At 64.9% G+C, this 23,701-nt stretch carries 20 protein-coding genes, 1 tRNA gene, 1 other RNA gene and 1 pseudogene; 13 read left to right on the top strand and 10 right to left on the bottom strand.

Going from position 1 to position 23,701, the window contains the following annotated elements; genetic code table 11:
- Positions 1 to 240: 240 nt before the first annotated feature.
- Positions 241 to 2,982: a pyruvate dehydrogenase (acetyl-transferring), homodimeric type gene (gene aceE / locus AC5RUJ_RS01810; RefSeq protein ID WP_494128251.1), complete on the bottom strand. Its 2,742-nt coding sequence runs from the start codon at positions 2,980 to 2,982 to the stop codon at positions 241 to 243.
- A gap of 385 nt (positions 2,983 to 3,367) precedes the next feature.
- Between aceE and AC5RUJ_RS01805 the strand changes: the two genes are divergently transcribed.
- The 6 genes from AC5RUJ_RS01805 to gnd all read left to right on the top strand — a co-directional run bounded on the left by AC5RUJ_RS01805 (position 3,368) and on the right by gnd (position 8,150).
- Positions 3,368 to 3,790 (top strand): DUF3052 domain-containing protein, encoded by a 423-nt coding sequence (locus AC5RUJ_RS01805; protein ID WP_493986977.1) that lies wholly within the window; start codon positions 3,368 to 3,370, stop codon positions 3,788 to 3,790.
- Complete coding sequence (locus tag AC5RUJ_RS01800) at positions 3,787 to 4,251, top strand: peroxiredoxin (protein ID WP_493999940.1); 465 nt, start codon at positions 3,787 to 3,789, stop codon at positions 4,249 to 4,251. Before AC5RUJ_RS01805 ends, AC5RUJ_RS01800 begins: the two co-directional genes overlap by 4 nt.
- A 5-nt stretch (positions 4,252 to 4,256) precedes the next feature.
- Positions 4,257 to 5,090 (top strand): NAD-dependent protein deacetylase, encoded by an 834-nt coding sequence (locus tag AC5RUJ_RS01795; RefSeq protein WP_493999939.1) that lies wholly within the window; start codon positions 4,257 to 4,259, stop codon positions 5,088 to 5,090.
- Positions 5,091 to 5,283: 193 nt separating this feature from the next.
- Positions 5,284 to 5,356, top strand: a tRNA-Val gene (locus AC5RUJ_RS01790).
- Between the two features lie 925 nt (positions 5,357 to 6,281).
- On the top strand, positions 6,282 to 6,587 hold the full coding sequence (locus tag AC5RUJ_RS01785; RefSeq protein WP_494128250.1) for a hypothetical protein: 306 nt from the start codon (positions 6,282 to 6,284) through the stop codon (positions 6,585 to 6,587).
- 126 nt (positions 6,588 to 6,713) lie between these two features.
- Positions 6,714 to 8,150, top strand: a complete 1,437-nt coding sequence (gnd, locus tag AC5RUJ_RS01780) for an NADP-dependent phosphogluconate dehydrogenase (RefSeq protein WP_494128249.1) — start codon at positions 6,714 to 6,716, stop codon at positions 8,148 to 8,150.
- A 95-nt stretch (positions 8,151 to 8,245) separates the two neighbouring features.
- On the opposite strand, the gene AC5RUJ_RS01775 is transcribed toward gnd, so the two are convergent.
- The 8 genes from AC5RUJ_RS01775 to msrA all read right to left on the bottom strand — a co-directional run bounded on the left by AC5RUJ_RS01775 (position 8,246) and on the right by msrA (position 14,737).
- Positions 8,246 to 8,770, bottom strand: coding sequence for a DUF1360 domain-containing protein (locus tag AC5RUJ_RS01775; protein ID WP_494128248.1), 525 nt, complete (start codon positions 8,768 to 8,770; stop codon positions 8,246 to 8,248).
- 181 nt (positions 8,771 to 8,951) lie between these two features.
- A complete protein-coding gene (locus AC5RUJ_RS01770) occupies positions 8,952 to 9,701 on the bottom strand; it encodes a sunset domain-containing protein (RefSeq protein WP_493999935.1) in 750 nt (249 codons plus the stop codon).
- A gap of 243 nt (positions 9,702 to 9,944) precedes the next feature.
- On the bottom strand, positions 9,945 to 10,229 hold the full coding sequence (locus AC5RUJ_RS01765) for a hypothetical protein (RefSeq protein WP_494128247.1): 285 nt from the start codon (positions 10,227 to 10,229) through the stop codon (positions 9,945 to 9,947).
- Between the two features lie 108 nt (positions 10,230 to 10,337).
- Positions 10,338 to 11,267, bottom strand: coding sequence for a hypothetical protein (locus AC5RUJ_RS01760; RefSeq protein WP_494128246.1), 930 nt, complete (start codon positions 11,265 to 11,267; stop codon positions 10,338 to 10,340).
- A gap of 255 nt (positions 11,268 to 11,522) precedes the next feature.
- Positions 11,523 to 12,509: a diaminopimelate dehydrogenase gene (locus AC5RUJ_RS01755; RefSeq protein WP_494128245.1), complete on the bottom strand. Its 987-nt coding sequence runs from the start codon at positions 12,507 to 12,509 to the stop codon at positions 11,523 to 11,525.
- 47 nt (positions 12,510 to 12,556) lie between these two features.
- The gene (epsC, locus tag AC5RUJ_RS01750; RefSeq protein ID WP_493977395.1) at positions 12,557 to 13,144 is read right to left on the bottom strand and encodes a serine O-acetyltransferase EpsC; all 588 of its coding nucleotides are present in this window, start codon (positions 13,142 to 13,144) and stop codon (positions 12,557 to 12,559) included.
- A 47-nt stretch (positions 13,145 to 13,191) separates the two neighbouring features.
- A complete protein-coding gene (gene cysK, locus AC5RUJ_RS01745) occupies positions 13,192 to 14,127 on the bottom strand; it encodes a cysteine synthase A (RefSeq protein ID WP_493977396.1) in 936 nt (311 codons plus the stop codon).
- Between the two features lie 85 nt (positions 14,128 to 14,212).
- Positions 14,213 to 14,737 (bottom strand): peptide-methionine (S)-S-oxide reductase MsrA, encoded by a 525-nt coding sequence (gene msrA, locus AC5RUJ_RS01740; RefSeq protein WP_493999932.1) that lies wholly within the window; start codon positions 14,735 to 14,737, stop codon positions 14,213 to 14,215.
- 97 nt (positions 14,738 to 14,834) lie between these two features.
- Between msrA and AC5RUJ_RS01735 the strand changes: the two genes are divergently transcribed.
- From AC5RUJ_RS01735 to AC5RUJ_RS01725, 3 genes are all read left to right on the top strand, one after another.
- Entirely contained in the window at positions 14,835 to 15,896 is a 1,062-nt protein-coding gene (locus AC5RUJ_RS01735) for a Nif3-like dinuclear metal center hexameric protein (RefSeq protein WP_494128244.1), read from the top strand.
- Between the two features lie 74 nt (positions 15,897 to 15,970).
- Positions 15,971 to 16,711, top strand: a complete 741-nt coding sequence (locus AC5RUJ_RS01730) for a zinc ribbon domain-containing protein (protein ID WP_494128243.1) — start codon at positions 15,971 to 15,973, stop codon at positions 16,709 to 16,711.
- Positions 16,712 to 16,810: 99 nt separating this feature from the next.
- A complete protein-coding gene (locus tag AC5RUJ_RS01725; protein WP_494128242.1) occupies positions 16,811 to 18,409 on the top strand; it encodes a LicD family protein in 1,599 nt (532 codons plus the stop codon).
- Positions 18,410 to 18,484: 75 nt separating this feature from the next.
- Here the strand turns inward: AC5RUJ_RS01725 and AC5RUJ_RS01720 are convergent, their stop codons facing one another.
- A complete protein-coding gene (locus tag AC5RUJ_RS01720; RefSeq protein ID WP_494128241.1) occupies positions 18,485 to 19,249 on the bottom strand; it encodes a YaaA family protein in 765 nt (254 codons plus the stop codon).
- A 128-nt stretch (positions 19,250 to 19,377) separates the two neighbouring features.
- Between AC5RUJ_RS01720 and rnpB the strand changes: the two genes are divergently transcribed.
- The 4 genes and pseudogenes from rnpB to AC5RUJ_RS01700 form a co-directional block, all read left to right on the top strand.
- An RNA gene (gene rnpB, locus AC5RUJ_RS01715) (RNase P RNA component class A) lies at positions 19,378 to 19,767 on the top strand.
- A gap of 692 nt (positions 19,768 to 20,459) precedes the next feature.
- On the top strand, positions 20,460 to 21,890 hold the full coding sequence (locus AC5RUJ_RS01710; protein ID WP_494128240.1) for a L,D-transpeptidase family protein: 1,431 nt from the start codon (positions 20,460 to 20,462) through the stop codon (positions 21,888 to 21,890).
- Positions 21,891 to 21,954: 64 nt separating this feature from the next.
- Positions 21,955 to 22,983 carry an acyltransferase family protein gene (locus tag AC5RUJ_RS01705; RefSeq protein WP_494128239.1) on the top strand — a complete coding sequence of 343 codons (1,029 nt, stop codon included), beginning with the start codon at positions 21,955 to 21,957 and terminating at the stop codon, positions 22,981 to 22,983.
- 263 nt (positions 22,984 to 23,246) lie between these two features.
- Positions 23,247 to 23,701: pseudogene (locus tag AC5RUJ_RS01700) on the top strand (glyceraldehyde-3-phosphate dehydrogenase); the annotation flags it as partial.

The raw sequence follows: 23,701 nt of genomic DNA, 5'->3' as shown, positions 1-23,701 counted from the left end.
GCCCGCCCGCGCCGGATGTCGACGGCGGCGCCTGCGGTGCCGCGGTTTTCTTGGCGGCCGTCGTGCCCGGTGGGGCAGCCGTCTTGGCAGGTTCGGTCCGGGCGTGGGGCATGCAACGAGCATACGCACTTGGCCGGGCAAGCTCCATTCCGGCTTTTGTGTGGTTCCTACTAAAACAGGCGGCGGACCCGGCCGCAAAGGGCCGGGTCCGCCGCCCGTCGGGTGGCGCGTTGCCGCGGTTTAGGAGTCGCCCCCGGCGTTGCCCGAGGTGCCGGCATTGACGTCCATCAGGCGGTACTTGTCGAACGCGTCCCGTGGCACATTCTGGTCGACTTCGCCGCGGCGGGCCAGCATCTGCAGTGCCCGGACCACGATCGAGTGGCTGTCGATCTTGAAGAAGCGCCGGGCCGCGGCCCGCGTGTCGGAGAACCCGAAGCCGTCGGCACCCAAGGTCGCGAACTCGTTGGGCAGGTACTGCCGGATCTGGTCCGGCACGGCCGCCATGTAGTCGCTGACCGCCACGATCGGGCCGGTCGCCCCTTCGAGCTGCTGGGCCACAAAGGGCTTGCGCGGCTCGGCGCCGGGGTTCAGGAACGCCTCCTCCTCGGCGGCCAGGCCGTCGCGGCGGAGTTCGTTCCAGCTGGTCACCGACCAGACATCGGCGGAGACGCCCCAGTCATCGGCCAGCAGCTGCTGGGCCTCCAGCGCCCACGGCACGGCCACGCCGGAGGCCAACAGCTGGGTGCGGGGCCCGTCGACCTTGGCCGGAGCCAGCAGGTAGATGCCCTTGACCAGGCCCTCGACGTCCAGTTCCTCCGGTTCGGCGGGCTGGAGGATCGGCTCGTTGTACACGGTCAGGTAGTACATCACGTTGGGATCCGGATGGTTCCCGCCGTACATGCGCTCCAGGCCGTCGCGCATGATGTGTCCGATCTCGTACCCGTAGGCCGGGTCATAGGTGACGACCGCCGGGTTGGTGGAGGCGAGGACCGGGGAATGCCCGTCCGCGTGCTGCAGGCCCTCGCCGGTCAGGGTGGTCCGTCCCGCGGTGGCGCCGATCACGAAGCCTCGGGCCATCTGGTCGGCGGCGGCCCAGAAGAAGTCACCGGTGCGCTGGAAGCCGAACATCGAGTAGAAGATGTAGATCGGCACCAACGGCTCGCCGTGGGTGGCGTAGGAGGTACCGACGGCGGTGAAGGCGGCGGTGGAGCCGGATTCGTTGATGCCGGTATGCAGGATCTGGCCCTGCGGGGATTCCTTGTACGCCAGGACCAGGTCGCGGTCCACGGACAGGTAGTTCTGGCCCTTGGGGTTATAGATCTTGGCGGTCGGGAAGAACGAGTCCATGCCGAAGGTCCGCGCCTCGTCCGGAATGATCGGGACCACGCGGGCACCGAATTCCTTGTCCCGCATCAGGTCCTTCAGCAGGCGCACGAACGCCATGGTGGTGGCAGCCTGCTGTTTCCCGGAGCCGCGCTTGGCAACCTCGTAGGCCTTGTCCTCGGGCAGGTGCAGCTGCTGGTGCGCGGTCCGACGTTCCGGCACGGCGCCGCCGAGCGCGGCCCGGCGCTCCATCATGTACTTGATCTCAGGGGTGTCCGGTCCCGGCCGGTAGTACGGCGGCCGGTACGGATCGGCCTCGAGCTGCTCGTCGGAGATCGGGATGCGCAGGTGGTCGCGGAAGTCCTTCAGGTCCTGCAGGGTCAGCTTCTTCATCTGGTGGGTCGCGTTGCGGCCCTCGAAGTGCGTGCCCAGGCCGTAACCCTTGACCGTCTGGGCGAGGACCACCGTGGGCTTGCCCTTGAACTCGGTGGCGGCGCGGTAGGCGGCGTAGACCTTGTGGTAGTCGTGGCCGCCGCGCTTGAGGTTCCAGATCTGCTCGTCGGTCATGTCCGCGACCATTTCCTTGGTCTGCGGGGTCTTGCCAAAGAAGTGCTCGCGGACGAACCCGCCGGATTCGGCCTTGTAGGTCTGGTAGTCGCCGTCGAGGGTGGAGTTCATGATGTCCACCAGCGCGCCGTCATGATCCTTGGCGAGCAGTTCGTCCCACTCCCGGCCCCAGGTCACCTTGATGACATGCCAGCCGGCGCCGCGGAAGAAGGCCTCGAGCTCCTGCATGATCTTGCCGTTGCCGCGCACCGGCCCGTCGAGGCGCTGCAGGTTGCAGTTGATCACGAAGGTGAGGTTGTCCAGCTTTTCGTTGGCTGCCAGCTGCAGGAAGCCGCGCGACTCCGGTTCGTCCATCTCGCCGTCGCCCAGGAAGGCCCAGACGTGCTGGTCGGAGGTGTCCTTGATCCCGCGGTTCTGCAGGTAGCGGTTCAACTGCGCCTGGTAGATGGCGTTGGCCGGGCCGATGCCCATGGAAACGGTGGGGAATTCCCAGAACTCGGGCATGGAGCGCGGGTGCGGGTAGGAGGGCAGGGCGTGGCCTTCGCGGGACTTCTCCTGCCGGAAACCGTCCAGGTCCTCCTCGGACAGCCGGCCTTCGAGGAAGGCGCGCGCGTACATGCCGGGGGAGGCGTGGCCCTGGAAAAAGACCTGGTCGCCGCCGCCGGGGTGGTCCTTGCCGCGGAAGAAATGGTTGAAGCCCACTTCATAGAGGGTGGCCGCGCCGGCGTAGGTGGAGATGTGTCCGCCCACGCCGATGTCCGGACGCTGGGCCCGGTGCACCAGCATGGCCGCGTTCCAGCGCATCCAGGCGCGGTAGCGGCGCTCAATCTCCTCGTCGCCCGGGAACTCCGGCTCCTGGTCGACCGGAATGGTATTGACATAGTCCGTGGTGGTCACCATCGGCACGCCGACGCTCTGCGCACCCGCACGCTGCAGGATGGAGCGGACAATAAACTGGGCCCGTTCGGTGCCCTGGCTCTCCACCAGACCGTCGAAGGACTCTATCCATTCGGCGGTTTCTTCGGGATCGCGATCCGGCAGCTGGCTTGTCAGCCCGCTCAGGATGTGCGAGGTATCTTCTCCTGCGCTCACGTCCAACCTCTCATACGTGCAGATTGTGTCTGCGCCTTACGTGGCATAGCGACCCGGCGCATGGTCCGGCCGGGAGATATTCTTCAGTGCCACTCTAACTGTTCACGGCATTACAACGCAGCCGGAGCCGGCCGTGCCAGTTGTTACGACGACGTCGGAGGCCGCCCCGCCGTCGCCGTCGTCGGACCCACCGGCGCCGGTCCCCGCGGGCGCCCGCCGTCGTCCCTTAAGAAAGAGGCGTAAAGCGGCCCAGCGGCGCGGCAAAAAACGGCAGCGTCCTGCGGGTGGCTTGAAGCGACGGCGATTAGGGTGTTGGCTTGTAACTAGCAACACGCCCATCGCCGTCGGCGGGGTGAATCAATACGTTCCATACAGGAGGAGCACAGTGGGCGAGGCCGAAGCCGCCGCGGTAGAGAATGTGGCAGGCAATTTGGGTTTCAAAGACGGGGACCTGATCCAGGAATTCGGCTATGACGAGGACGTGGACTTCGATCTGCGTGACGACATCGAGGACCTCACCGGCTCCGAACTGCTTACCGAGGACGACCACGACGTGGTGGACGCGGTGATCCTGTGGTGGCGCGACGGCGACGGCGACCTGGTGGACGCGCTGGTCGACACGCAGACAACCCTCGGGCCGGGCGGAGTGGTCTGGGTGCTGACGCCGAAGTCCGGCCGGGACGGTTACGTGCCGCCGGCCGACGTCCAGGAAGCGGCGCCTACCGCCGGCCTGCACGTGACCACTTCCGCCGGCGTCTCCGGCGATTGGGCCGCCACCCGGCTGGTCAGCAAGCGGACCAACAAGTGACCGCGGACGCACCCCGGACCGGGCTGCCCGCACCCGATTTCGAGCTGGCCAACCAGTTCGGCGAACCCGTCAGGCTCTCTGCCCTGCGCGGTGAGAACGTCGTGCTGGTCTTCTACCCGTTCGCCTTCTCCGGCATCTGCACCGGCGAGCTGTGCGAGCTGCGCGACGACCTGGGCCTCTTCCGCAGCGAGAATGCCCGCGTGCTGGCCGTGTCCGTTGACCATAAGTTCGCCCTGCGCGCGTTCGCGGAGCAGGAGGGCTACGAGTTCGACCTGCTGGCCGACTTCTGGCCGCACGGCGACGTGGCCAAGGCCTACGGCGTGTTCGACGACGACTCCGGCATGGCGCTGCGCGGCACCTTCATCATCGACGCCGAAGGCATCCTGCGGCACGTGATCCGCAATCCCCGCAGCCAAGCCCGCGACATCCAGGAATACCACCGCGTGCTGAAAGAGCTCTAGCCGCCATGGAGTTGCTGCGGCCGGCGCTCGAGATCCTGGCTGGACACCGTCTGGCCGTGTTGACCGGCGCTGGCCTCAGCACCGATTCCGGCATCCCGGACTACCGCGGACCCACCTCCGTCCCGCGCGCACCGATGACCTACCAGCAGTTCGTCGGCGACGAGGACCTGCGCCGCCGCTACTGGGCGCGCAACCACATCGGCTGGCGGCACATGCACCACGCCGCGCCCAACCTCGGCCACTACGCGCTGGCAGCGATGGAGCAGAACGGACTGCTCAGCGGCCTGATCACGCAGAACGTGGACCGGCTGCATGAGGACGCCGGCAGCGTGAACGTGATCGACCTGCACGGGCGTTTCGACCGGGTGATCTGCCTGGACTGCGGGGACGTGACCAGCCGCTCCTCGCTGGCGGTGCGGCTGGAGGAACTCAACCCCGCCTACGCCGCCGCCGGCGATGCCGGCGATGTCGCTCCGGATGCCGACGCCGACGTCGCCGACACCTCCCGCTTCGTCGTGGCCGACTGCCTGGTCTGCGGCGGCATGCTCAAGCCGGACTTCGTCTACTTCGGCGAGAATGTCCCCAAGGACCGGGTGGCGGCGGCCTACGCCATGGTGGACGACGGCGAGGCGCTGCTGGTTGCCGGGTCCTCGCTCACCGTGATGAGCGGCCTGCGGTTCGTCCGGCACGCCGCCAAACAGGGCAAACCCGTGGTGATCATCAACCGCGGCCCTACCCGCGGCGACGACTTGGCCGACCTGAAGCTGGAAACGGGCGTCTCCGAGGCTCTTGGCCACCTGGCGGCGGAGTTGCCGGGCCGGCTCCAGAAGCCGGCCTGAGACCGGCCAGGAGGACCGTGCCGCCCCTTCGATGCGCCGGCTGTTGCCCCTGAGGGAGGTCTCAGGTTACAGGTTGCATCGTGTTGATCCGCACGTAAATTTGGTTGGCGTTCACGCCGGTTTATCCGGTAGAGTAAATCCTCGTGATGTTGCGGCGGATAACGCTCCGCGGTCCCGCTTTCGACATTACAACGGGTCTTTAGCTCAGCTGGTAGAGCGCCACGTTTACACCGTGGATGTCATCGGTTCGATCCCGGTAGGACCCACGAACAAACCCCGCACTGTCAGGCAAGACGCCTGGGAATGCGGGGTTTTTTCGTGCCCGGCTCCACTGGCCGGGCTGAGCCGCAGTCTCCGGTTTCTGCGTTTCAGGCTTCGATTCCTAAGTGAATCTTGAGGTCCAGCGGGCGCCTGCCGGTGTAACGTGGGGCTCCCGGTGGCCGCTGCAGGGGGCAGTGGAACCGGATGGATGAGGTGACGGCCCCGCCCGCTGTTGGGGGATGGGCGGGGCTGTCCCTCAGCGTTGCAGATGCCGGATAAGGTGTTCGTCCGCGCGCAGCATTCGACCGCGTCGAAGCCCCTTTCCCGCGAATCCGACACCCGGCCCGGCGGCCCTATCTTCCGCACCGCCCGGCAAGGACACGCCGTCCTGCCGTGCCGCTGCATGGTCGCGTGCGGGACATCTACCGGGCACGTGAAAAACTTGTCAGCCATACTCGTCGCTCGCGAGGAATCTCGTCTCGGGGATCACAGCCGGCACACAGGTCCAAAGGGAAAGGCACTGTCCCGCGAGGGACAGTGCCTTTCGGGGCAGCCGTTAGATGGGGGATCAACGGAACTGCCAGGGGATAAGCGGTGCAGCAACCGGGGAGATGGGGGCTCCCGGGCGTTCAATGCCACCGCCAAGCCACAGTCTGCCATGACCCGTGGGCATTTCTCAACCACCATGATTGATCAGTTAAGCGTGTCGCTCGTTATCGGCAAATACGGGTCAAAACACGGCGCACGCCCTTACCATCCGCGAGCCGCCGAACGGTGCTGCCGGGCACTTATTGTGCCGATCTTATGCCAAGATAGAGCGGCCGCTGCGTCGTGCAATAACGGTTAAGCAACGGCGCCGTGAAGCTCTCTACAACCGGCCTCCGGTCTGCAACGCTGGACCGATCATGCTGGTTTTCACGAGGGGCAACAATGGAGAAGTTCTGCCGGACTGCCGGCCACACGTTCGTCCCTGCACGCACCGTCTCGGCACGGCGTTGTGCCTGCTCCGGAACGCACCGCCGGCCGTGCTCCGAACAGGACGTCGGCCTGATACCGGCGCAGGACCCGCTGGATGAAATCGGGCTGCCCGCGGCCTCGCCTCGAGCGTTGACTCCCCGCCCGGACCCCGGCACGGACGCCATCGCCGGCAGGGGCTTTCCCGGCGAGGACGACGCGGACGATGACGCAATCGACGCCTGGCTGCGCTTCCGACCCTCGGCTGCCCCTGGCGAATGAGTCATAGCTAACGTCAGCCCGCTTAGCCGGTGCCGCCGGTCGGGATTAGGCTTGAGGAGGAACCACGGCCCGCTCGGGCTGTACGCTGACGTCCCTGACCGCGGGGACCGCACACATGGAGACTCAATGAGCGCACACATCGGTGTGACAGGTCTGGCCGTCATGGGCGCCAACCTGGCACGGAACTTCGCCCGCAACGGCTACACGGTCGCCCTGCACAACCGCTCGGTGGAAAAGACGGACGCCCTGCTGTCCGCCCACGGCGACGAGGGCGACTTCATCCGCACCGAGTCGCTGCAGGAGCTGGTGGAGAACCTGCAGAAGCCCCGCCGCGTGCTCATCATGGTCAAGGCCGGCAAGCCGGTCGACTCCGTCATCGAGCAGTTGGTGCCGTTGCTGGAAGAGGGCGACATCGTCATTGACGCCGGCAACTCGCACTACGAGGACACCCGGCGCCGCGAGGCCGCCTTGGCCGAGAAGGGGCTGCACTTCGTCGGCATCGGGGTCTCGGGCGGCGAGGAAGGGGCGCTCCTCGGCCCATCCATCATGCCCGGCGGCTCCCGGCAGTCCTACGACTCGCTCGGCCCCATGCTGGAAAAGATCTCCGCCAAGTACGACGGCGAACCCTGCTGCAGCTGGGTGGGCACGGATGGCGCGGGCCATTTCGTAAAGATGGTGCACAACGGCATCGAGTACGCGGACATGCAGGTCATCGGTGAGGCCTACGACCTGCTCCGCACCGGTGCAGGCCTGGAACCGCAGCAGCAGGCCGAGATCTTCACCGCGTGGAACAAGACCGAGCTCTCGTCCTTCCTGATTGAGATCACCGCCGAGGTGCTTGCCCACACGGACGCCAAGACTGGCAAGCCGTTCGTCGACGTGGTGGTGGACTCGGCCGGGCAGAAGGGCACCGGGCGCTGGACCGTCGTCTCCGCGCTCGAACTCGGGTCGCCGGTCTCCGGCATTGCCGAGTCGGTTTTCGCGCGCGGCCTTTCCTCGCAGCGCGGCCAGCGCGCCATAGCCCAGGACGTGCTGGCAGGACACGAAGAAGACGTCAAGGTCCCGCAGAGCTTCGTCGAGGACGTCCGCCAGGCGCTGTTCGCCTCCAAGCTGGTCAGCTACGCCCAGGGCATCGACATGCTCGGTTCCGCAGCGGGCGAGTACGGCTGGGATCTGAAGCTGGATGAGATCGCCTCGCTCTGGCGCGCCGGCTGCATCATCCGCGCCGAGCTGCTGGACGACATCATGAAGGCCTACGCCGGCGACTCAAAGCCTGAAAACCTGCTCTTCGCCCCGGCCTTCGCCGATGCGATCGGCCAGGCAGTCCCGGCGTGGCGCCGAGTCGTGGCCACCGCCGTCCGGCTCGGCATCCCGGTACCGGTATTTGCCTCCTCGCTGGCCTACTACGACGGGCTGCGCCGCAATCGCCTGCCGGCCGCCCTGACCCAGGGCCTGCGCGACCTCTTCGGCGCACACACCTACGGCCGGACGGACGCGGAAGGCACCTTCCACACCCTGTGGAGCGGCGACAAGTCGGAGGTCTCCGCCGTCGACACGCACTGACTCGGACGGCGGACAGCCGCCTGAGGAGCTTCCGGAGCCCCCAACCGACTCTTGCGGTTGGGGGCTTCGTCGGCTGCCACCGCTTTCGTCGGAAACTACGCCGCCGACTTCTGTACCTTCGAGTAGAAGAACTGGAGGAGGTCGGATCCGAATTCCGCGGTGAGCAGGGCGGCCGCCCAGCGGGTTGGCTTCGGAGCCAGCAACAGCCCGAAGATGAAGCCGCTGGCCACCCATTGGCCCAGGCAGAACGGGCACGTCAGCAGTTCGCCGATGGCTTTCTGCGGTCCGGTGCCGCGCACGTCTTCGGCCAGTTCGGCTGCTCCGCTTTGTCCTTCAAAGGAAGTGAACGGAGCCCGCAGCGGGCTGGTGACCGGGGCCTTGGTCAGCAGTCGGGAGAGCTTGTGTGTCGCGACGGCGATCAGCGCCAGGTCGCTCCACCGGGGCGCGTCCGGCACGGTGCGGCCGGAGCGGCGAACGGCGGCTGTCCCCAGTGCCAGTCCTGTGCCGTGGACGCCCATCAACATCAGGAAAGAGCCCAGCGGCAGGTGCTCTCCGTGGCTGTATTCGTCCTTCTCGTGCCGTAACCGGGCCCGTAATCTTTGAGCTGTTTCCTGATACATGTGGTGCTTGCCCTCCCGGTCTGGTGCCCTGGGGGCGAGTTTATCGGCGCCATGGGCGACGCAACAGGGCAGGACACCCGTGGAACCGCACGACCGGCGGGCTAAAACCGCACCGTTAAGCGGAAATCGGCCCCTCCTCGGAGAGTTGAGGAGGGGCCGATTGTCTCAGGTTTGAGTCCGGCTATCGCTTCGAAGCGCGGTAGCCGGCAGCCCGAGCTGCACTTTCCGTGGCAAAGCACTCTTCGGGGCTGGTGCGCGAGTAGAAGCCACCGCCTGGGACGTGATAAATCCACTCGCCCGAGGAGCTTTGATTGCCTTTGATGGGGTATCCGGCCGGGCAATAGTGTCCGTTGGGGGCACTTCGGGTGGGCTTCTTTCCGGCCGTGATCGTGAGAGCCTGCGTCTTCGTCGCGGTGCGCGTGTAGGTCGAGGACGGCAACCGGTACTTCACCGTCGTGGTGACCTTGTACCTGCCGGCCCGCAGGGAAACCGACTTCTTGTTCTTGGTTACGGTCTTACTGCCGGCCTTCACCGTCAGCGTCTTGGACACGACTTTCACGCCCTTGGCAGACGAAACATTCGGCTTGATGGTTGCCGTGCCGTTGTAAGGAGCCTTCTTTCCCGCAATGGTCTTCAGCGCAACTGCAGTGCGGACCACGAGCTTCTGCGTCTTCGACGTCGTCTTGAGGTTCGAGTAGACGCGCTGGCCGTCCACTTCTGCGTACGTCTTGTACTTCACGGTTGTGGCAACCGAGTAGGTCCCGGCCTTGAGCTTCGCGCTCTTCTTGTTCCTGAGCACGGTCTTGCTGCCTTGCTTAACCGTGATGGTCTTGGCTGTCACGGTGACCCAGCCGGTGGCGGCAACCGTGGGCTTCACCGTTGCAGTGCCGTTGACGGGGGCAACCGGGCTGCCGATATTTTTGATCGCCACGCTCGTTTCGGGCGCAGGCGTCGGGACCGTCGCCCCGACGGCGGGACCAGTCACCGCTGTGACGGCCTCGACGGGAGCCGCGGTTGCGGCAGTGACGGAGCCTAGAAGGAGCGAGGCAGCGGCTGCGAACGCAGCGGCGCCACGCACGTAAGGTGCGAGTTTCAATTTCCCCAACTTTCCCGGGCGCAGCCCGGAACCAAAATGATTTACTGGTTAATCGTACGAGCAATAATGCTCAGGCACCTAGAATCCTTGGACGTACTCAACGGAGTCGTCGTACCAATCGGTGATGCGCCAGACTCCGCCCTTGACTGCAGCGGCCGGGACATCGGCAAAAACCACTCCGTAACCAATGGAGGAATCAACGTCCACCGTCGGCGGAAGCAGCGGCCCCATGTCGAGATAGGAATCTATTACCGTATACCCGGAGTCGTCGTAGGTGTTCCCGTCTGCACCGATGTATTCCACGACGATCCAGTCGGCCGGATCCATGGTGGAATCGCTGCTGTTACCCAAGAGCAATTCCACGTAAAGATCCGCTTTTCCTGACTCTGTGTTGCTTGGGTATTGACGTGGTTCGAAGAACAGCACGTTCCAGTCAGGCAAAGTGAATATTTTGTCGATAGCGAAGGGGTCTTACCTCGACGATCGTACAAACAGCACCATTTCTGCTGAGGTCGCTTTTCCGGCTTTGTTCGTTACTATGACCCGGTAGGTATCCAGTTCGTTCTTCGACCGTGCGGTAAACGTGTAGTTCGCGCTTGTTGCTCCCGAAATCCTCTTCCACGAGACCTTTCCGTCGGTTCCTTCGACCCCACGTTCCCACGCGTAGGACAGGGATCCGCCCGTGGCTTGGCTCTTGATAGTGATGGATTGGCCAGTGGTGGTCTCAATCGAACGCGGGATCTTAACCGTCGGTTTGACGACGGTCGTGACCTTCACGCTGTTGGAAGTTGCCTTTCCTGCCTTGTTGCCCGCGACGGCGCGGTACTCGGTTACTGACTGTCCGGAGGGAGTTGTGAAGGTGTGGGTTGACCTGGTGGCCGAGGAAATGTTCGCCCATTTGGATCCTGCCTTACGCTGCCACTGGTATGACATGGCTCCGCCACTCGCTTTGACTGAAAGCGTTACCTTCGATCGTGCCGGAGTGGTCACGTTCTTGGGCTCGGTTGTGATCCTGGGTGAGGTGACAACGGTGAGCGTGGCGCTCCTCGACGTGATCTTTGAGCGGGAGTTGGAGACGATCACGCGGTACTGGGCTCCATTAAGGCTGGCCGAGGCCTTGACCTTGAGAGTGTGGGTTTTGGCAGAAGCTCCGGTGGCTTTGACCCAGTTGTAGGACTTAGGTTTTTTGACCTGCCATTGATACCTGAGTTTGCTGCCGACTGCCTTGACGTTGAAGCTATGGGTCTTGCCGCTGGCCACAGTTGAGGACTTCGGGGCACCCGTGATCGTTGCCTTCACGACTGCCGTGGAGACCGCTGTCGTTGAAGCGACGGTAACGCCGACTGGGTTCGCCTGAGCCTGAGCGAGTGTTATTGGTGCAGTAAATAAAAGAGTGGCCATTGAAACTGTAACGGCGCGCTGAAGCAGTCTTTTCAAGAATTTCCCCCAACAGGAATGACAACAGAGCAGACGGAAGAGAAAGCTCCTCGTCAGGTTGAGGAGTTATCCGAATAATACTCAATCATTCGGCATAAGCAGTCAACGGCGTCATCGGAGCCCGAGAAACCCTGACAGACAGCGAGAGGCCCCTCTGCTCCGCGCAGAGGGGCCTCTTAGGATCGATGGTCGAGCCTACCGGTAGACCGCGACGAGTTGCTACAGCAACTCAGCGCGCAGTTCCGCCGCAGATTTGGGGGAGAGCAGGCCGGGCGGTACGTCGAAGACGGTGACCGCGCCGAACCGGCCCTGCTGGTGCAGGCGGTGCACGGCCCGGGCGTAGGCCACCAGGACGCTGGCGGTGAATTCCGGGTTGCTCTCCAGCGTGAGTCCGTACTCGATGACCTGGGCGTGTTCGTCGCTGGTGTTGCCGCTGCGGATGGTCATCCCGCCGTGCGGCATGGCGCTGTGGTCGCGGGCCAGTTCTTCGGCGGTGATGAAGTGGACCTCGGTGTCGTACTGGTCGAAGTAGTGCGGCATGGTCACGATGGCTTCCTTGACCGCTGCGGGGTCGGCGCCGTCGGCGAGCACCACGAAGCATTCACGCGTGTGCTTCTGCCGCGTTTCCAGCTGCGGGCGGCTGCCGTCGCGCACCTGTTCAATCGCGGCTTCCGACGGCAGTGTGTACTGCACGCCGGCAGCGACACCGGGAACGCGCCGGACGGCGTCGGAATGTCCCTGGCTCAGCCCGCGGCCCCAGAAGGTGTAGGTATCGCCGTCGGGCAGGAGGGCCTCCCCGTACACGCGGTTGATGGAAAACATCCCGGGGTCCCAGCCGGCGGAAATCAGCGCTGTCTTCCCGGCGGCCCGCGCCGGCGCGTCGACGGCGTCGAAGTATTCGGGGATGCGGGCGTGCGTGTCGAAGCTGTCCACCGTGTTAAAGCGGGCCGCCATGACCGGACCCTGCTGCGGGAGGTCCTCCTTGGAACCGCCGCACAGGATCAGCACGTCGATGCTGTCTTCGTGGGCGGCCAGGTCGTCCATGGCGTATACGGCAGTCTCCTCGCGCAGCGTGGCAAGGTCCCCGGGGGATCGGCGGGTGAAGACCCCGGCCAGTTCCATGTCCGGGTTCTTGGCTACCGCGGCCTCCACGCCGCGGCCCAGGTTTCCGTAGCCGGCTATGCCGATGCGGATCGATTCGCCCACGGCTTGTCCTCTCGTCAGGTTCAACGTTTATCGGGCAGCAGTGGACGTTAGATCCACATCGCCGGGTCGATGTATTCGGCCGGGTCGACGGCCGGCTTGGTTTCGCGCTGCGGATCGCGGTGCCGGAAGGTGGCCGGAATGCCGGTGATGATCGATTCCGGCGGAGCGTCCTTGACCACCACGGCGTTCGCACCGACGGCGCTGTCGGCCCCGATGACCACGGGACCCAGCACTTTGGCCCCGGCACCGATGACCACCCGGTCGCCGATGGTGGGGTGGCGCTTGACCTTGTCCAGCGAACGGCCGCCGAGCGTGACGCCGTGGTAGAGCATCACGTCGTCGCCGATTTCGGCCGTCTCGCCGATCACCACGCCCATGCCGTGGTCAATGAAGAACCGGCGGCCGATGGTCGCGCCGGGATGGATTTCGATGCCGGTCAGGAAGCGTCCCGCCTGCGAAATCAGCCGGGCCGGCAGCCGCAGCGACGGTTTGGCCCACAGCCTGTGGGTCAGCCGGTGGATCCAGATGGCGTGCAGCCCGGAGTAGGCCAGGAAATTCTCCACGTGGCCCCGGGCCGCCGGGTCGTGCGACCGGGCGGCCTCGAGGTCTTCACGCAGTCGCGCTAGGAAACCCATGTGCTCTTTCTGCTTGAACAGCGCCGCTCGGCGGCAGGGGAAGCTGGTTAGCCGCGGATGTCGTCGTACAGGATCGTGGAAATGTAGCGCTCACCGAAGTCGGGCACCACGGCCACGATCAGCTTACCGGCGTTCTCCGGGCGCTTCGCGACTTCCAGCGCCGCCCACACGGCCGCACCCGAGGAGATGCCGCCGAGGATGCCTTCCTTGATGCCCAGATCGCGGGCGACGGCGACCGACGCCGACGTCGGTGCGTCCAGCACCTCGTCGTAGACGCTGGTGTTCAGCACCTCCGGCACGAAGTTGGCGCCGAGGCCTTGGATCTTGTGCGGGCCGGGGCTGCCGCCGGTGAGGATGGGGGAGTCTTCCGGCTCGACGGCGATGATCTGGACGCCGGGCTTGCGCTCCTTCAGCAGGCCACCGGCGCCGGTGATGGTGCCGCCGGTGCCGATGCCGGCCACCAGGATGTCCACCTGGCCATCGGTGTCGGCCCAGATTTCCTCGCCGGTGGTGGTGCGGTGGATCAGCGGGTTGGCCTCATTGGCGAACTGCTGCGCCCAGATGGAGTTTTCCGTGTTGGCCACGATCTCCTTGGCCTTCTCCACAGCGCCGCGCATGCCCTCGGAACCGGGGGTCAGCACGATTTCGGCACCGAAGGCGCGCAGCATGACCCGGCGCTCGGTGGACATGGTCTCCGGCATGGTCAGGATCACCTTGTAGCCGCGGGCTGCCCCTACCATGGCCAGCGCGATGCCGGTGTTGCCGGAGGTGCCCTCCACGATGGTGCCGCCGGGCTTCAGCGCACCTGCCTTCTCGGCGGCGTCGACGATGGCCACGCCAATCCGGTCCTTGACCGAGTTGGCGGGGTTGTAGAACTCCAGCTTCACGGCGATCTGGGCCGGCAGGCCCTCGGTGAGCCGGTTCAGGCGCACCAGCGGGGTGCGCCCCACAACCTGGGTGACGTCGTCGTAAATCGGGGCCATGTTTTCCTGCCTTCTGGCCGTTCGGGCCGTTACAGATGGGGGTAACAAAACTTCTTCCACACTAGTCAGCGCGGCGAGCCGTGAGCTAAGCGGTGAGCCATTCGGCGTAATATTTTCGGGCCTTGGCCAGCTTCGGATTGATGATCACCTGGCAGTAGCCGGCATCGGGATGCTTGGCGTAGAAGTTCTGGTGGTATTCCTCCGCCGGATAGAAATCGGGCAGCCGCACGACCTCGGTCACGATGGGGTCCTGCCAGTCGGACTGTGCGCGCTCGATGGCAGCCTCGAAGGTCCGCTTCTGTTCGTCGTCGACGTAGAACATCGACGAGCGATACTGCGTCCCGACGTCGTAGCCCTGGCGGTTCAGGGTGGTGGGGTTGTGCGAGGCGAAGAACATCCCCAAGATGACGTCCTCGGGCACCACCGTTTCGTCGAACGTCACGGCCACCACCTCTGCGTGCCCCGTCGTTCCGGAGCAGACCGCCTCGTAGGAGGGACTCTTCACGTGGCCGCCGGTGTAGCCGGAAACCACCTCCGTGACACCGCGCGTCCTGTTGTAGACCGCGTCGAGGCACCAAAAGCAGCCACCGCCAAGCACAAAAGTCTTCATGGCTTAACAATGTCACGGACCCCTCGAATGTTCCCGGGCCGCGAACGCGGGCGGCGGCTGGTGGGCTGGCCACCGCGGATGGGGTAGAAAAGGATTCATGGTCGATGAACAGCTCCGCACCGGGGATGCCGAAGCCCCCGCAGGCACCGAAGGCCCCGCAGGCACCGAAGGCCCCGTGGGAACCCAGGCTGCCGAGGCAAACGCAAAGCCCGAGGGCGCCAACGCCCCCGAGGGAAGCGCAACCCCCGAAGGAAACGAAGTCCCCGCAGGAACCGAAGCCGCCGAGGGAACCGAAGCCTCGGCGCGGGACGAAGCGCGGCCGACGACGCCGGTGCTGGGCGATGTGCTCCTGGCCATCGAAGAGCTCTGGCCCGAATCGCTCGCCGAGCAATGGGATGCAGTGGGCCCCGTCGTCGGCCGGCCCTCCTCCGCCGTGCAGAAGATCATGTTCGCCGTGGATCCGACAACCGAAGTGATCACCGAGGCCATCGAGTGGGGCGCCGACCTGCTGCTCACGCACCACCCGCTGCTGCTGAAGCCGGTCAACTCGGTCGCAACCACCAGCTTCAAGGGAGACGCCGTGCACCGGCTGATCGAAAGCGGCTGCGCCTTGGTCACGGTTCACACCAACGCTGACAGCGCCGTCGGAGGCGTATCCGACGTGCTCGCCGACGCGCTCGGGCTGCGGGACGTGCGGCCGCTCTCGCCGGCCGACAACGGCTTGCCGGAAGAAGGCATCGGGCGGGTGGGGGAGCTGGCCGAGGCCAAGACGCTGGGCGAGTTCGCCGAGCAGGTATTCAGCATCCTGCCGGCCGTCGCCGGGGGAGTGAGGGTGGCCGGCGACCGCAACGGGATTATCCGCAGTGTGGCCGTGTGCGGCGGTGCCGGCGACTCGCTGCTCGATCAGGTCCGCGCGTCGCGCGCGGACGTTTATGTCACGGCCGACTTGCGCCACCACCCGGCGTCCGAAGCGCGGGAGGGGGCCGTGGACGGCCGGCCGTATCTCATTGACGTCTCGCATTTCGGCAGTGAATGGTTGTGGCTGACGCCGGCGTCCGTGGCGCTGGACAATGTCCTGGCCGACCAGGGCTACTCGGTGGAAGTCAAGGTCAGCGTCACCAACACCGATCCGTGGGATTTCGTCCTGACTCCGGGGTAGCAGCGCTTCGTCCGGACTGTAGGCTTGGACGAGGCTGAACCGCAGTGGTTCCGCAGCGTTTTGAAAGGACGTACATGGCGAAGGCACCGGCTTCCGAGCAACTGAGGTTGCTCGACCTGCAGGCATTGGACGGCAAGCTCACCCAACTGAGCCGCCGCGCTGCAGCCACCGCCAAGAATGCCGACATCGACGCGCTGGTGGAGAAGCTTGCGGCCGCCGACTCGTCGCTGGTCGCCCTGAACACGGAGATTGCGGACACCGAACGCGAGCTGAAGCGCGCCGAAGGCGACGTCGAAACCGTCCAGTCGCGGATCGAACGCGACCAGAAGCGCTTGGACAGCGGAGCGGGTTCGCCCAAGGACCTGACCGCGCTGCAGCACGAACTGGTGTCGCTGAACAAGCGCCGCAGCGACCTGGAAGACGTGGAGCTGGAAGTGATGGAGCGCCTCGAGGGGCTCCGCACCCGCCAGGCCGAGCACCAGCAGGCCAACGACCAGCTGCGCGAAGAACTGGCCGGTTTGGAACGCGCCCGCGACGAAGAGCTCGCCGGTATCGAAAGCGAACGTGCCGCCGCAGCCGCTGAGCGCCAGGAAGTGGCCGGCAACTTCGAGGCCTCCCTGCTGGCCGTCTACGAAAAGACCCTGGCCCACCGGGGCATCGGCGCCGCCCGGTTGTTCCACGGCAAGTCGGAGGGCTCCGGCATGCAGCTCAGCCCCGGCGACCTGGCCGACATCCGCAAGGCCGCACCGGACGACATCGTCTTCTGCCCCGACTCAGGCTGCATCCTCATCCGCTCGGAGGAGTGGGGCAGCTAGAAGGGCGTCGAACAAGTGCCGCCCTTACACCGTCCTTCGAGCGATTGGATTGAACTTCGAATACGAGCAGGACACGAACTCATAACGTATACTCGTCCGATGATTCAGAGCGTCAAGAAGTTGTATCGCCAATTTCTCCGATCGGACGTCGGAGAAGTGACTCTGCTTGCCATCGACGGCATCGGTGGCGAGGTTCATGCCACCGGGCCGGAACTGGTGGATGGGAACGTCACGCTTTACATTAACGATTTGGCTGTGATGACTGCCCCCGTCCAAGTGGATTCTGACGGTCGTAAGACGTTTGAGTTCGGTGTGTACGACCTCTGGCGGTTCGCAAAAAAGTCGGACGCGCTCTCGGTCCGGTACGGCGATAAGGCATTGCGAATGCCCTCGGGGGGAACATCCCATCCGTCCCTGCGAAACGGCAAAGAAGACGTTGAGGCACTGAAGCGCAGGTTCGCCCAGGGACAAGCCTTCGACAGGGCGGGCAAGATCAGGCCGCTCCCCAAGAACGAGGACATTGTTTGGCAGGACGGAGTGCTCAGTCTGTACGGGGAGGTTGCCAAAGTGATCAAGGAGGTCACCGGCAGCCAGGCGTTCCTCTACAGCGGCACACTGCTTGGCTACGTGCGCGAAAACGGTTTCATTCCTCATGACAAGGACATGGACTGCGCCTACCTGAGCCAGACAGCCACGGCTGATGAAGCCCGCGCGGAATTCATACGGGTGGGCAGGGCACTCATAGCCGCCGGATACCAGGTGACGCCAAAGGCTTCATGCATCGCCGTTCGGGACAGGCACGGTTCTCGCGACATGGTGGACATCGCCCACCTGTTTCTCAAACCCAACGGGTTTGTCGGCTTCCCCTTCGGCACGGTCGGAGTCGAGGAAGTCCCCACAACGGACTTTCTGCCGGTGCAGGAGTCGACCCTGAGTGGTCACCCGGTGAACGTGCCGCACCGCCCGGAACGCATCGTGGCACACGTGTACGGCGACGACTGGCGCATTCCAAACCCGGATTTCCGTTGGAAAGATGCGCGAAGGCGACGTGATTCCGAAGCTCTGTTGAGCTACACGGACCGGACGCGCCTCGCCATGGATGATTTCTACGCGCACGACGCTGTCACCTCGCCATCCGGCTTTGCGCAGTGGGTAAATTCGGGCGCCACCGGCATCGGGTCCGTCATCGACGTGGGCAGCGGTAACGGCCGCGACTCGGTCTTCTTTGCTGACAAGAAATTGCCAGTGACTGCGATCGACGCCAGCACTTACGCCGTTGCTGCAGCGCATGCCCATGTTGGCGGCCGGCAGGGAGTAGAGGTCATCGAGGGGGACGTGCTGGAGGACGGCCGGTTGGCAGCGCTCAGGAACGGAGTACGCCACAGCGGCGCCGTGCTGTTTTACGCGCGATTCTTGCTGAACGGCCTAACGGAGATCGAGGGGCAGCGGTTCTTCGAACAACTGGCATCGGCGGCGGTCCCCGGGGACGTCGTCGCTCTGGAACATCGGACCGAACTGGACGCCAGTCGTAAGAAGGCCCGGTTCCGGTCCTTCCGCAGGTTCATCCCGGCAGCTGAAACCCTGCGGAAGCTTCAGGAGTCCGGCTTCGAGGTCTTCGAGCAACAGTCCGGGACAGGGTTGGCCAAGTTTGAACGCGAAGACCCGGAGATCGCAAGGGTCTTGGCCCGCAAGCGCTAAGACTTTCCTGCGTCAGCGGGGTATTCGGGTACGGTAGCCGCCCCTAGGTCACGGCACGGGCCCGGTGAGTTGAGCCTACGGCTCTAGGATGACGTTCAGCGCGTGCGCCTTCCGGGCCGTGCCTTCGACAAGTTCCGCCTGCCAAACTTCCTGCGCCGCCTTCAACAGTGCGGCCGGCGTCTCGGGCGCCTTGCCGCGCCTCGTGACCAAGTGCCGGGCGAGTTCGCCACGGGTGTGCTTGGCGAAGTGCGAGACCACGGTGCGCTTGCCGTTCCGCTCCTGGAAAACGTTGACCACGACCGTCCGGGCGGGGTCGGGAGTCCACGCGGCGGCGTAGGTGCTCGATCGGCAGTCCACCAGCAGGTGGCCCTCCGCATGGGCGTCCAGCGCCTGGGGGAGCCGCTTCTTCCAATAGGAGGCGAGCTTCCCTGTTTCCGGCAGGCCCACGGACATGGACAGCCGGTAGGCCGGAATGCTGTCGGCAAAACCTATCGCGCCCCACAGCGCCGAGATGACGACGACGGCGGCGTCCGCCTTGCGTTTTTGTGCTGCGGTCATGGATCGGTAACCGAGGGCGTCGTAGAGCACACCGGAGTAGACGGTGTGCGCCGGGGCGGAGGGCTCGTCGTGCAGCCGCGTGTTGCGTTCCACCTCCGCAGCCAGCGAGGCGCCGACGCCCAGGTGGGTGAGCGCCTCAGGGCTCCGGCTGACGTGGGCCAGGGCCGCCAGCACTTCCTCGCGGGCCGGGTTCAGCTGCGGAAACCGCAGGTCCTGCAGCTCGAACGGGTGTCCCTTCGCGGCGGCGGTTTTCCCTTCGGAAGGCGGAAGAAGAATCAGCACCGTAAGAGCCTACCGTCGGATGGCGCTGCCGAACGAAAGGCGGTCCGCCGCCGTCGTTCCCGATGGAAAGCGGCAGAAGCGGGAGGATTACGGGTCACGGGCGGGCAGGCCGTATCCTGAAGGCGGGACGGGTTGGCTGGGCGATCGCGTCGGGCTGTCCGCGAGGACGAGTCCGCCGAGGAAAGTCCGGGCTCCACAGGGCAGGGTGGTGGGTAACGCCCACTCGGGGAAACCCGCAGGCAAGTGCCACAGAAAACAGACCGCCAGGACTGCTTGGCAGGGCCTGGTAAGGGTGAAACGGCGGTGTAAGAGACCACCAGCGACCCGGGCGACCGGGACGGCTAGGTAAACCCCACCCGGAGCAAGGCCAGACAGGGCACGTTCGAGGGCTGCTCGCCCGAGTGTCCGGGTAGGCCGCTTGAGGGTACCGGCAACGGTGCTCCTAGATGGATGATCGCCACCCGGCGGCGGGCAACTGCCGCAGGTGACAGAACCCGGCTTACAGACCAACCCGTCCCATTCCGGGTAGGCGCTGGGGCAAATGCTTTAGGCACGGTTGCCAACTGCTCCAGCTGTTGGCCGCCTTCCAGAGGCTAGTGGCTGTCGCGGCCCGGAATCACTTCACCGGCGTTCTACTTACATCTCACGGGTCGAGGACGACAGTGGTCGGTACAGTCTCAGCTGGTTCCATCGCCAGCCTGCATCTATCGCCGGGGGAACTATGAACCGCCCTTCGCTGTCGCCTGCTTCGCTGCGCTCCATGCTGCGCGTTGGCCTGACAACAGCAGTCCTCACGACGCTGCTTGCCTCGACGCTGCCAGCCTTCGCTTCCGGGGAGGCGGCACCGGCCGTCCAGTCTTCCCAAGCGCCCGCTCCCGTTGATCCAACAGCGGACACCTTGCCGAACGACGGCGAAAGCCCCGTTCCGACCGAGGGCCCAGTCGGGGAAACGAGTTCGGAACCGCAGCCGACACCAACCAACGTTGTTTCTTCGCCTTCGACTCCGGCGGATCCATCCAGCGGCGCGTCGGAGGAGCAAGCCGTTCCCGCGACCCCGACGCCGTCGGTGCCGCCCGCAGAACCGGGGAAAACACCGGGGGAGCCTTCTAAGGCGCTCGGGCAACAGAGCACCCCGCAGGAAACTCCCGCAACAGAAGAGCCGACACATATTGCAGCAGGGCAGAAGGCTATCGCCGCGAAGGCCACGGCCTTGAAGCTCAGCCCGGTCAACGACTTCCGTTGCACGCTCAGGGACAACGGCTGCGTCCGTACCTACACGGATAGCGGCGGGACGGCGCGGATCGGTATCTACTGGTCTACGGCGACGGGCGCTTACGCCGTGGACCTTAAGCACCCCATCTACAAGGCATTCCAAGCGGCCAAGTACGAAAACGGCAAGTACGGCTATCCCATCGCAGACATGAAGACTGCCCCCGACAAGAGCGCCTCGCAGCAATTCCAGGGCGGCACCATCAGCTACACGCCCCCGCACATCGTCGCCGGCAAGAAGGCCATCGAGGCGAAGGCTAAGCTGCACAACCTGGTGGCCGTCAACGACTTCAACTGCCGCCTGGTGGACAACGGGTGCGTCCGTACCTACAAGCCGTCCTCCAAGAGCACCAAGCGCATCGGCATCTACTGGACGGCGAAAACCGGTGCACGTAGCACCGACCTCCAGCACCCGACCTACAAGAAGTTCGCGGCCGCAGGATATGAACACGGGACCATGGGCTACCCGACGGCGGACCTGAAGTGCGGCCTCAAGTCCCGGGGATGTGTCCAGTTCTTCCAGAAGGGGACGGTCGCGTACTCGCCCTCTACTGGCGCCAGGATCCTGACTGCACAGATGAATTACAGCTGGACGGCCCGCGGCAGCCAGAACGGCACGTTGGGCTACCCCTTGCAGGACGCCGTGAAGCGCAGCGGCAAGACCACGCAGGTTTTCCAGGGTGGCTCCCTGGTGGCGGCCCGGGTGGGCGCCGTGATGTACCCGAAGAATGAGTGCTGGGCCATCGGCGCGCACAAGACCCGCTACGCTCACAACTGGGCCAACCGGATCTCCTTCACCATCGCGGAGACGTACGGAACCTCCAAGGCCAGCTTTATCAACTGCGTGCGGGTTGGCTCCGTCTACAAGCAGGAATGGAAAACGGGCAAGGCGACCGTGGGACTCCAGGGGTTCAAGCGCCCTGGAGTGGCATCCGGGCACACCCAGTACCGGTGGTCCCCGCAGGGCAGTTTCACAGTCCATGAGGCATTCGGTGAGGGTAACCCCGGCACGGACCTCAAGTACAAGAAGCTGAACAAGCGGTCCAGATGGTCCGGTACGCTCGGCTCCTCCTACAACAAGTACTACGAAGCCGGTTCCGTGGGCTACGAACGGTGGCCGGACGAGAACATGTGGTTTTACATGCGCCTGCCCACCGGTGACTACCGCCAGGGCGCGGTGATCGACTACAATCGCGGGCCGGGGCAAACCATCAAGCAGGGCGCGGGGTTCGCCATCTTCCTGCACGCCAATCCCGTACCGACGGCGGGTTGCATCGCACTGGACCTCCAGAACGTGGTCCGTTACCTCAAGACCGCGGATCCTGGCGACAGAATCATCATGGGCGTCCGGCAGGACATCTTCAAAGCCTGATCCGTTGAACCGCCGACGGCGGTGCGTCCCTGAGCGGAGGGACCACCGCCTGTAGGATGTCCGGATGCCCGCCACGCCGACTTTGCGAGACCACCGACTGGACACGGCCAAGGGACTGCTGATCTTCGCCGTTGTGCTTGGCCACTTCCTGGAAGCCACTGCTACTTGGCGTGCGGACGGTACGCGCTTGGCGTTGACCGGGATTTACATGTTCCATATGCCGGCCTTCGTGTTCCTGGCTGGAGTGACGGCCAAGACCACGCGGCTGGGTCAGCGGATTGGAACGTTCGCGGTGATTCTGGTGGCCTTCCAAGCCGCGTATTTCGTTTTCGTCCGGCTGCTGGGTCTCGACCGGAACTTCTCCCTTGATACACCGTTCTGGATCCTGTGGTTTTTGCTGGGGATGGCGTGGTGGCTTCTGCTCCTCCCCGTGGTCTTGCGGTTCCCCCGGGCTGCGGTCATTTCGTCGATCGCCATCGCGGTGTGTGTTGGAAGCTTGGACGGGCTCGGCTATTCCCTGTCAGCATCCCGGACGCTGGTCTTCCTCCCATTTTTTGTCTTGGGAGCTGCATACGGCAAGCGTCTGGTGGGAGCGCTGGCAGCGGCTCCGGTGGTCTGGAAAGGGTTTGCGCTTATGTCAGCCTTGGCCGGCTGGTGGCTTGTGTACAGCCTGAAGATTCCGCACCAGTGGTTCTATGGCTCGTTCAGCTTCGAAAGGCTTGACGTTGCGGATCCCGCAGGGATCGCGACGAGAGCAGGCCTCCTTCTCTTGGCGGCGGTGGCAATATGTGTCCTCGTCAGCGTGTCGCCAGATCGGGACGGCACGCTCGCACGGTGGGGCCGGCACAGCCTGGCTATCTATTTGCTGCACGGATTCCTCGTCCTGACCGCTGGAGCGTTCCTTCCCCCGCTTCAGGGGTTGTTGGGGAGTGCTGGCGTCCTGGCCCTCAGCCTTGCCCTGACCGCAGCTACCGTTGTGATGCTGGCGTTGCCCGTCTTCGAGAATGTCATTCGACGCCTATCCACTCATGTCGTTAGGGGTTATTCGGGGACGGTTGAACGTACCAGCCGCCAAAAGGTCAACGCATCCTAACGTGAGGCAGTTCACCTGTAACGGTGCATCCCTGCTCCGCGTAGTCTCTAGAATGGACAATGGATAGGCCTTAGCCGCCGCCGATCGAGGGTCGGCGACGGGAACGGGCCGATCCGCAAGCTTCCCGCCGGCACTTGGCGGTGGCGTGCCGTGTGGCCGGACAGACTGTCGGGCCACCCGGCGTCGTCGTGAAAATCCACGGCGGTGACAACCGGGCTCGAAGGAGAACCCGGCTGATGTAGGAAGGTAATTCTGTGAACCAGATGTCAGAGTCGGCCCTGGATACGTGGACCAACCGCGAGGCACTTGCCGAAGCGATGATCCCCATGATCGGGCGCTTGTACCGCGAAAACAACGTAGTCACCTCCATCCACGGGCGCAGCCTGATCAACCAGTCCGTGGTGGGCATCCTGAAGGCGCACCGCTTCGCCCGCCAGATTGACGACGCCGAACTGCCCTTGGAAGAGACCTTCCCGGTGCTGCAGGCGATGAGCGAGCTGGACCTCGGCGCGGGTTCCGTGGATTTGGCCCGCCTGCTGGTGAAGTTCAAGAACGAGGGTGACGGCGCCGAGCTGAAGGACTTCGTGCGCACTGAGCTCGCGGACATCGTCGGCAAGCGCGGCGCCGATGAGCGCACCAGCACGGACGTGGTGCTCTACGGCTTCGGCCGCATCGGCCGGCTGCTGGCCCGGATCCTGGTGGGCCACGCCGGCGGGGG

This window comes from Arthrobacter sp. Y3223164 (assembly GCF_059091005.1).
This window is presented reverse-complemented; position numbering and strand designations above follow the sequence as displayed.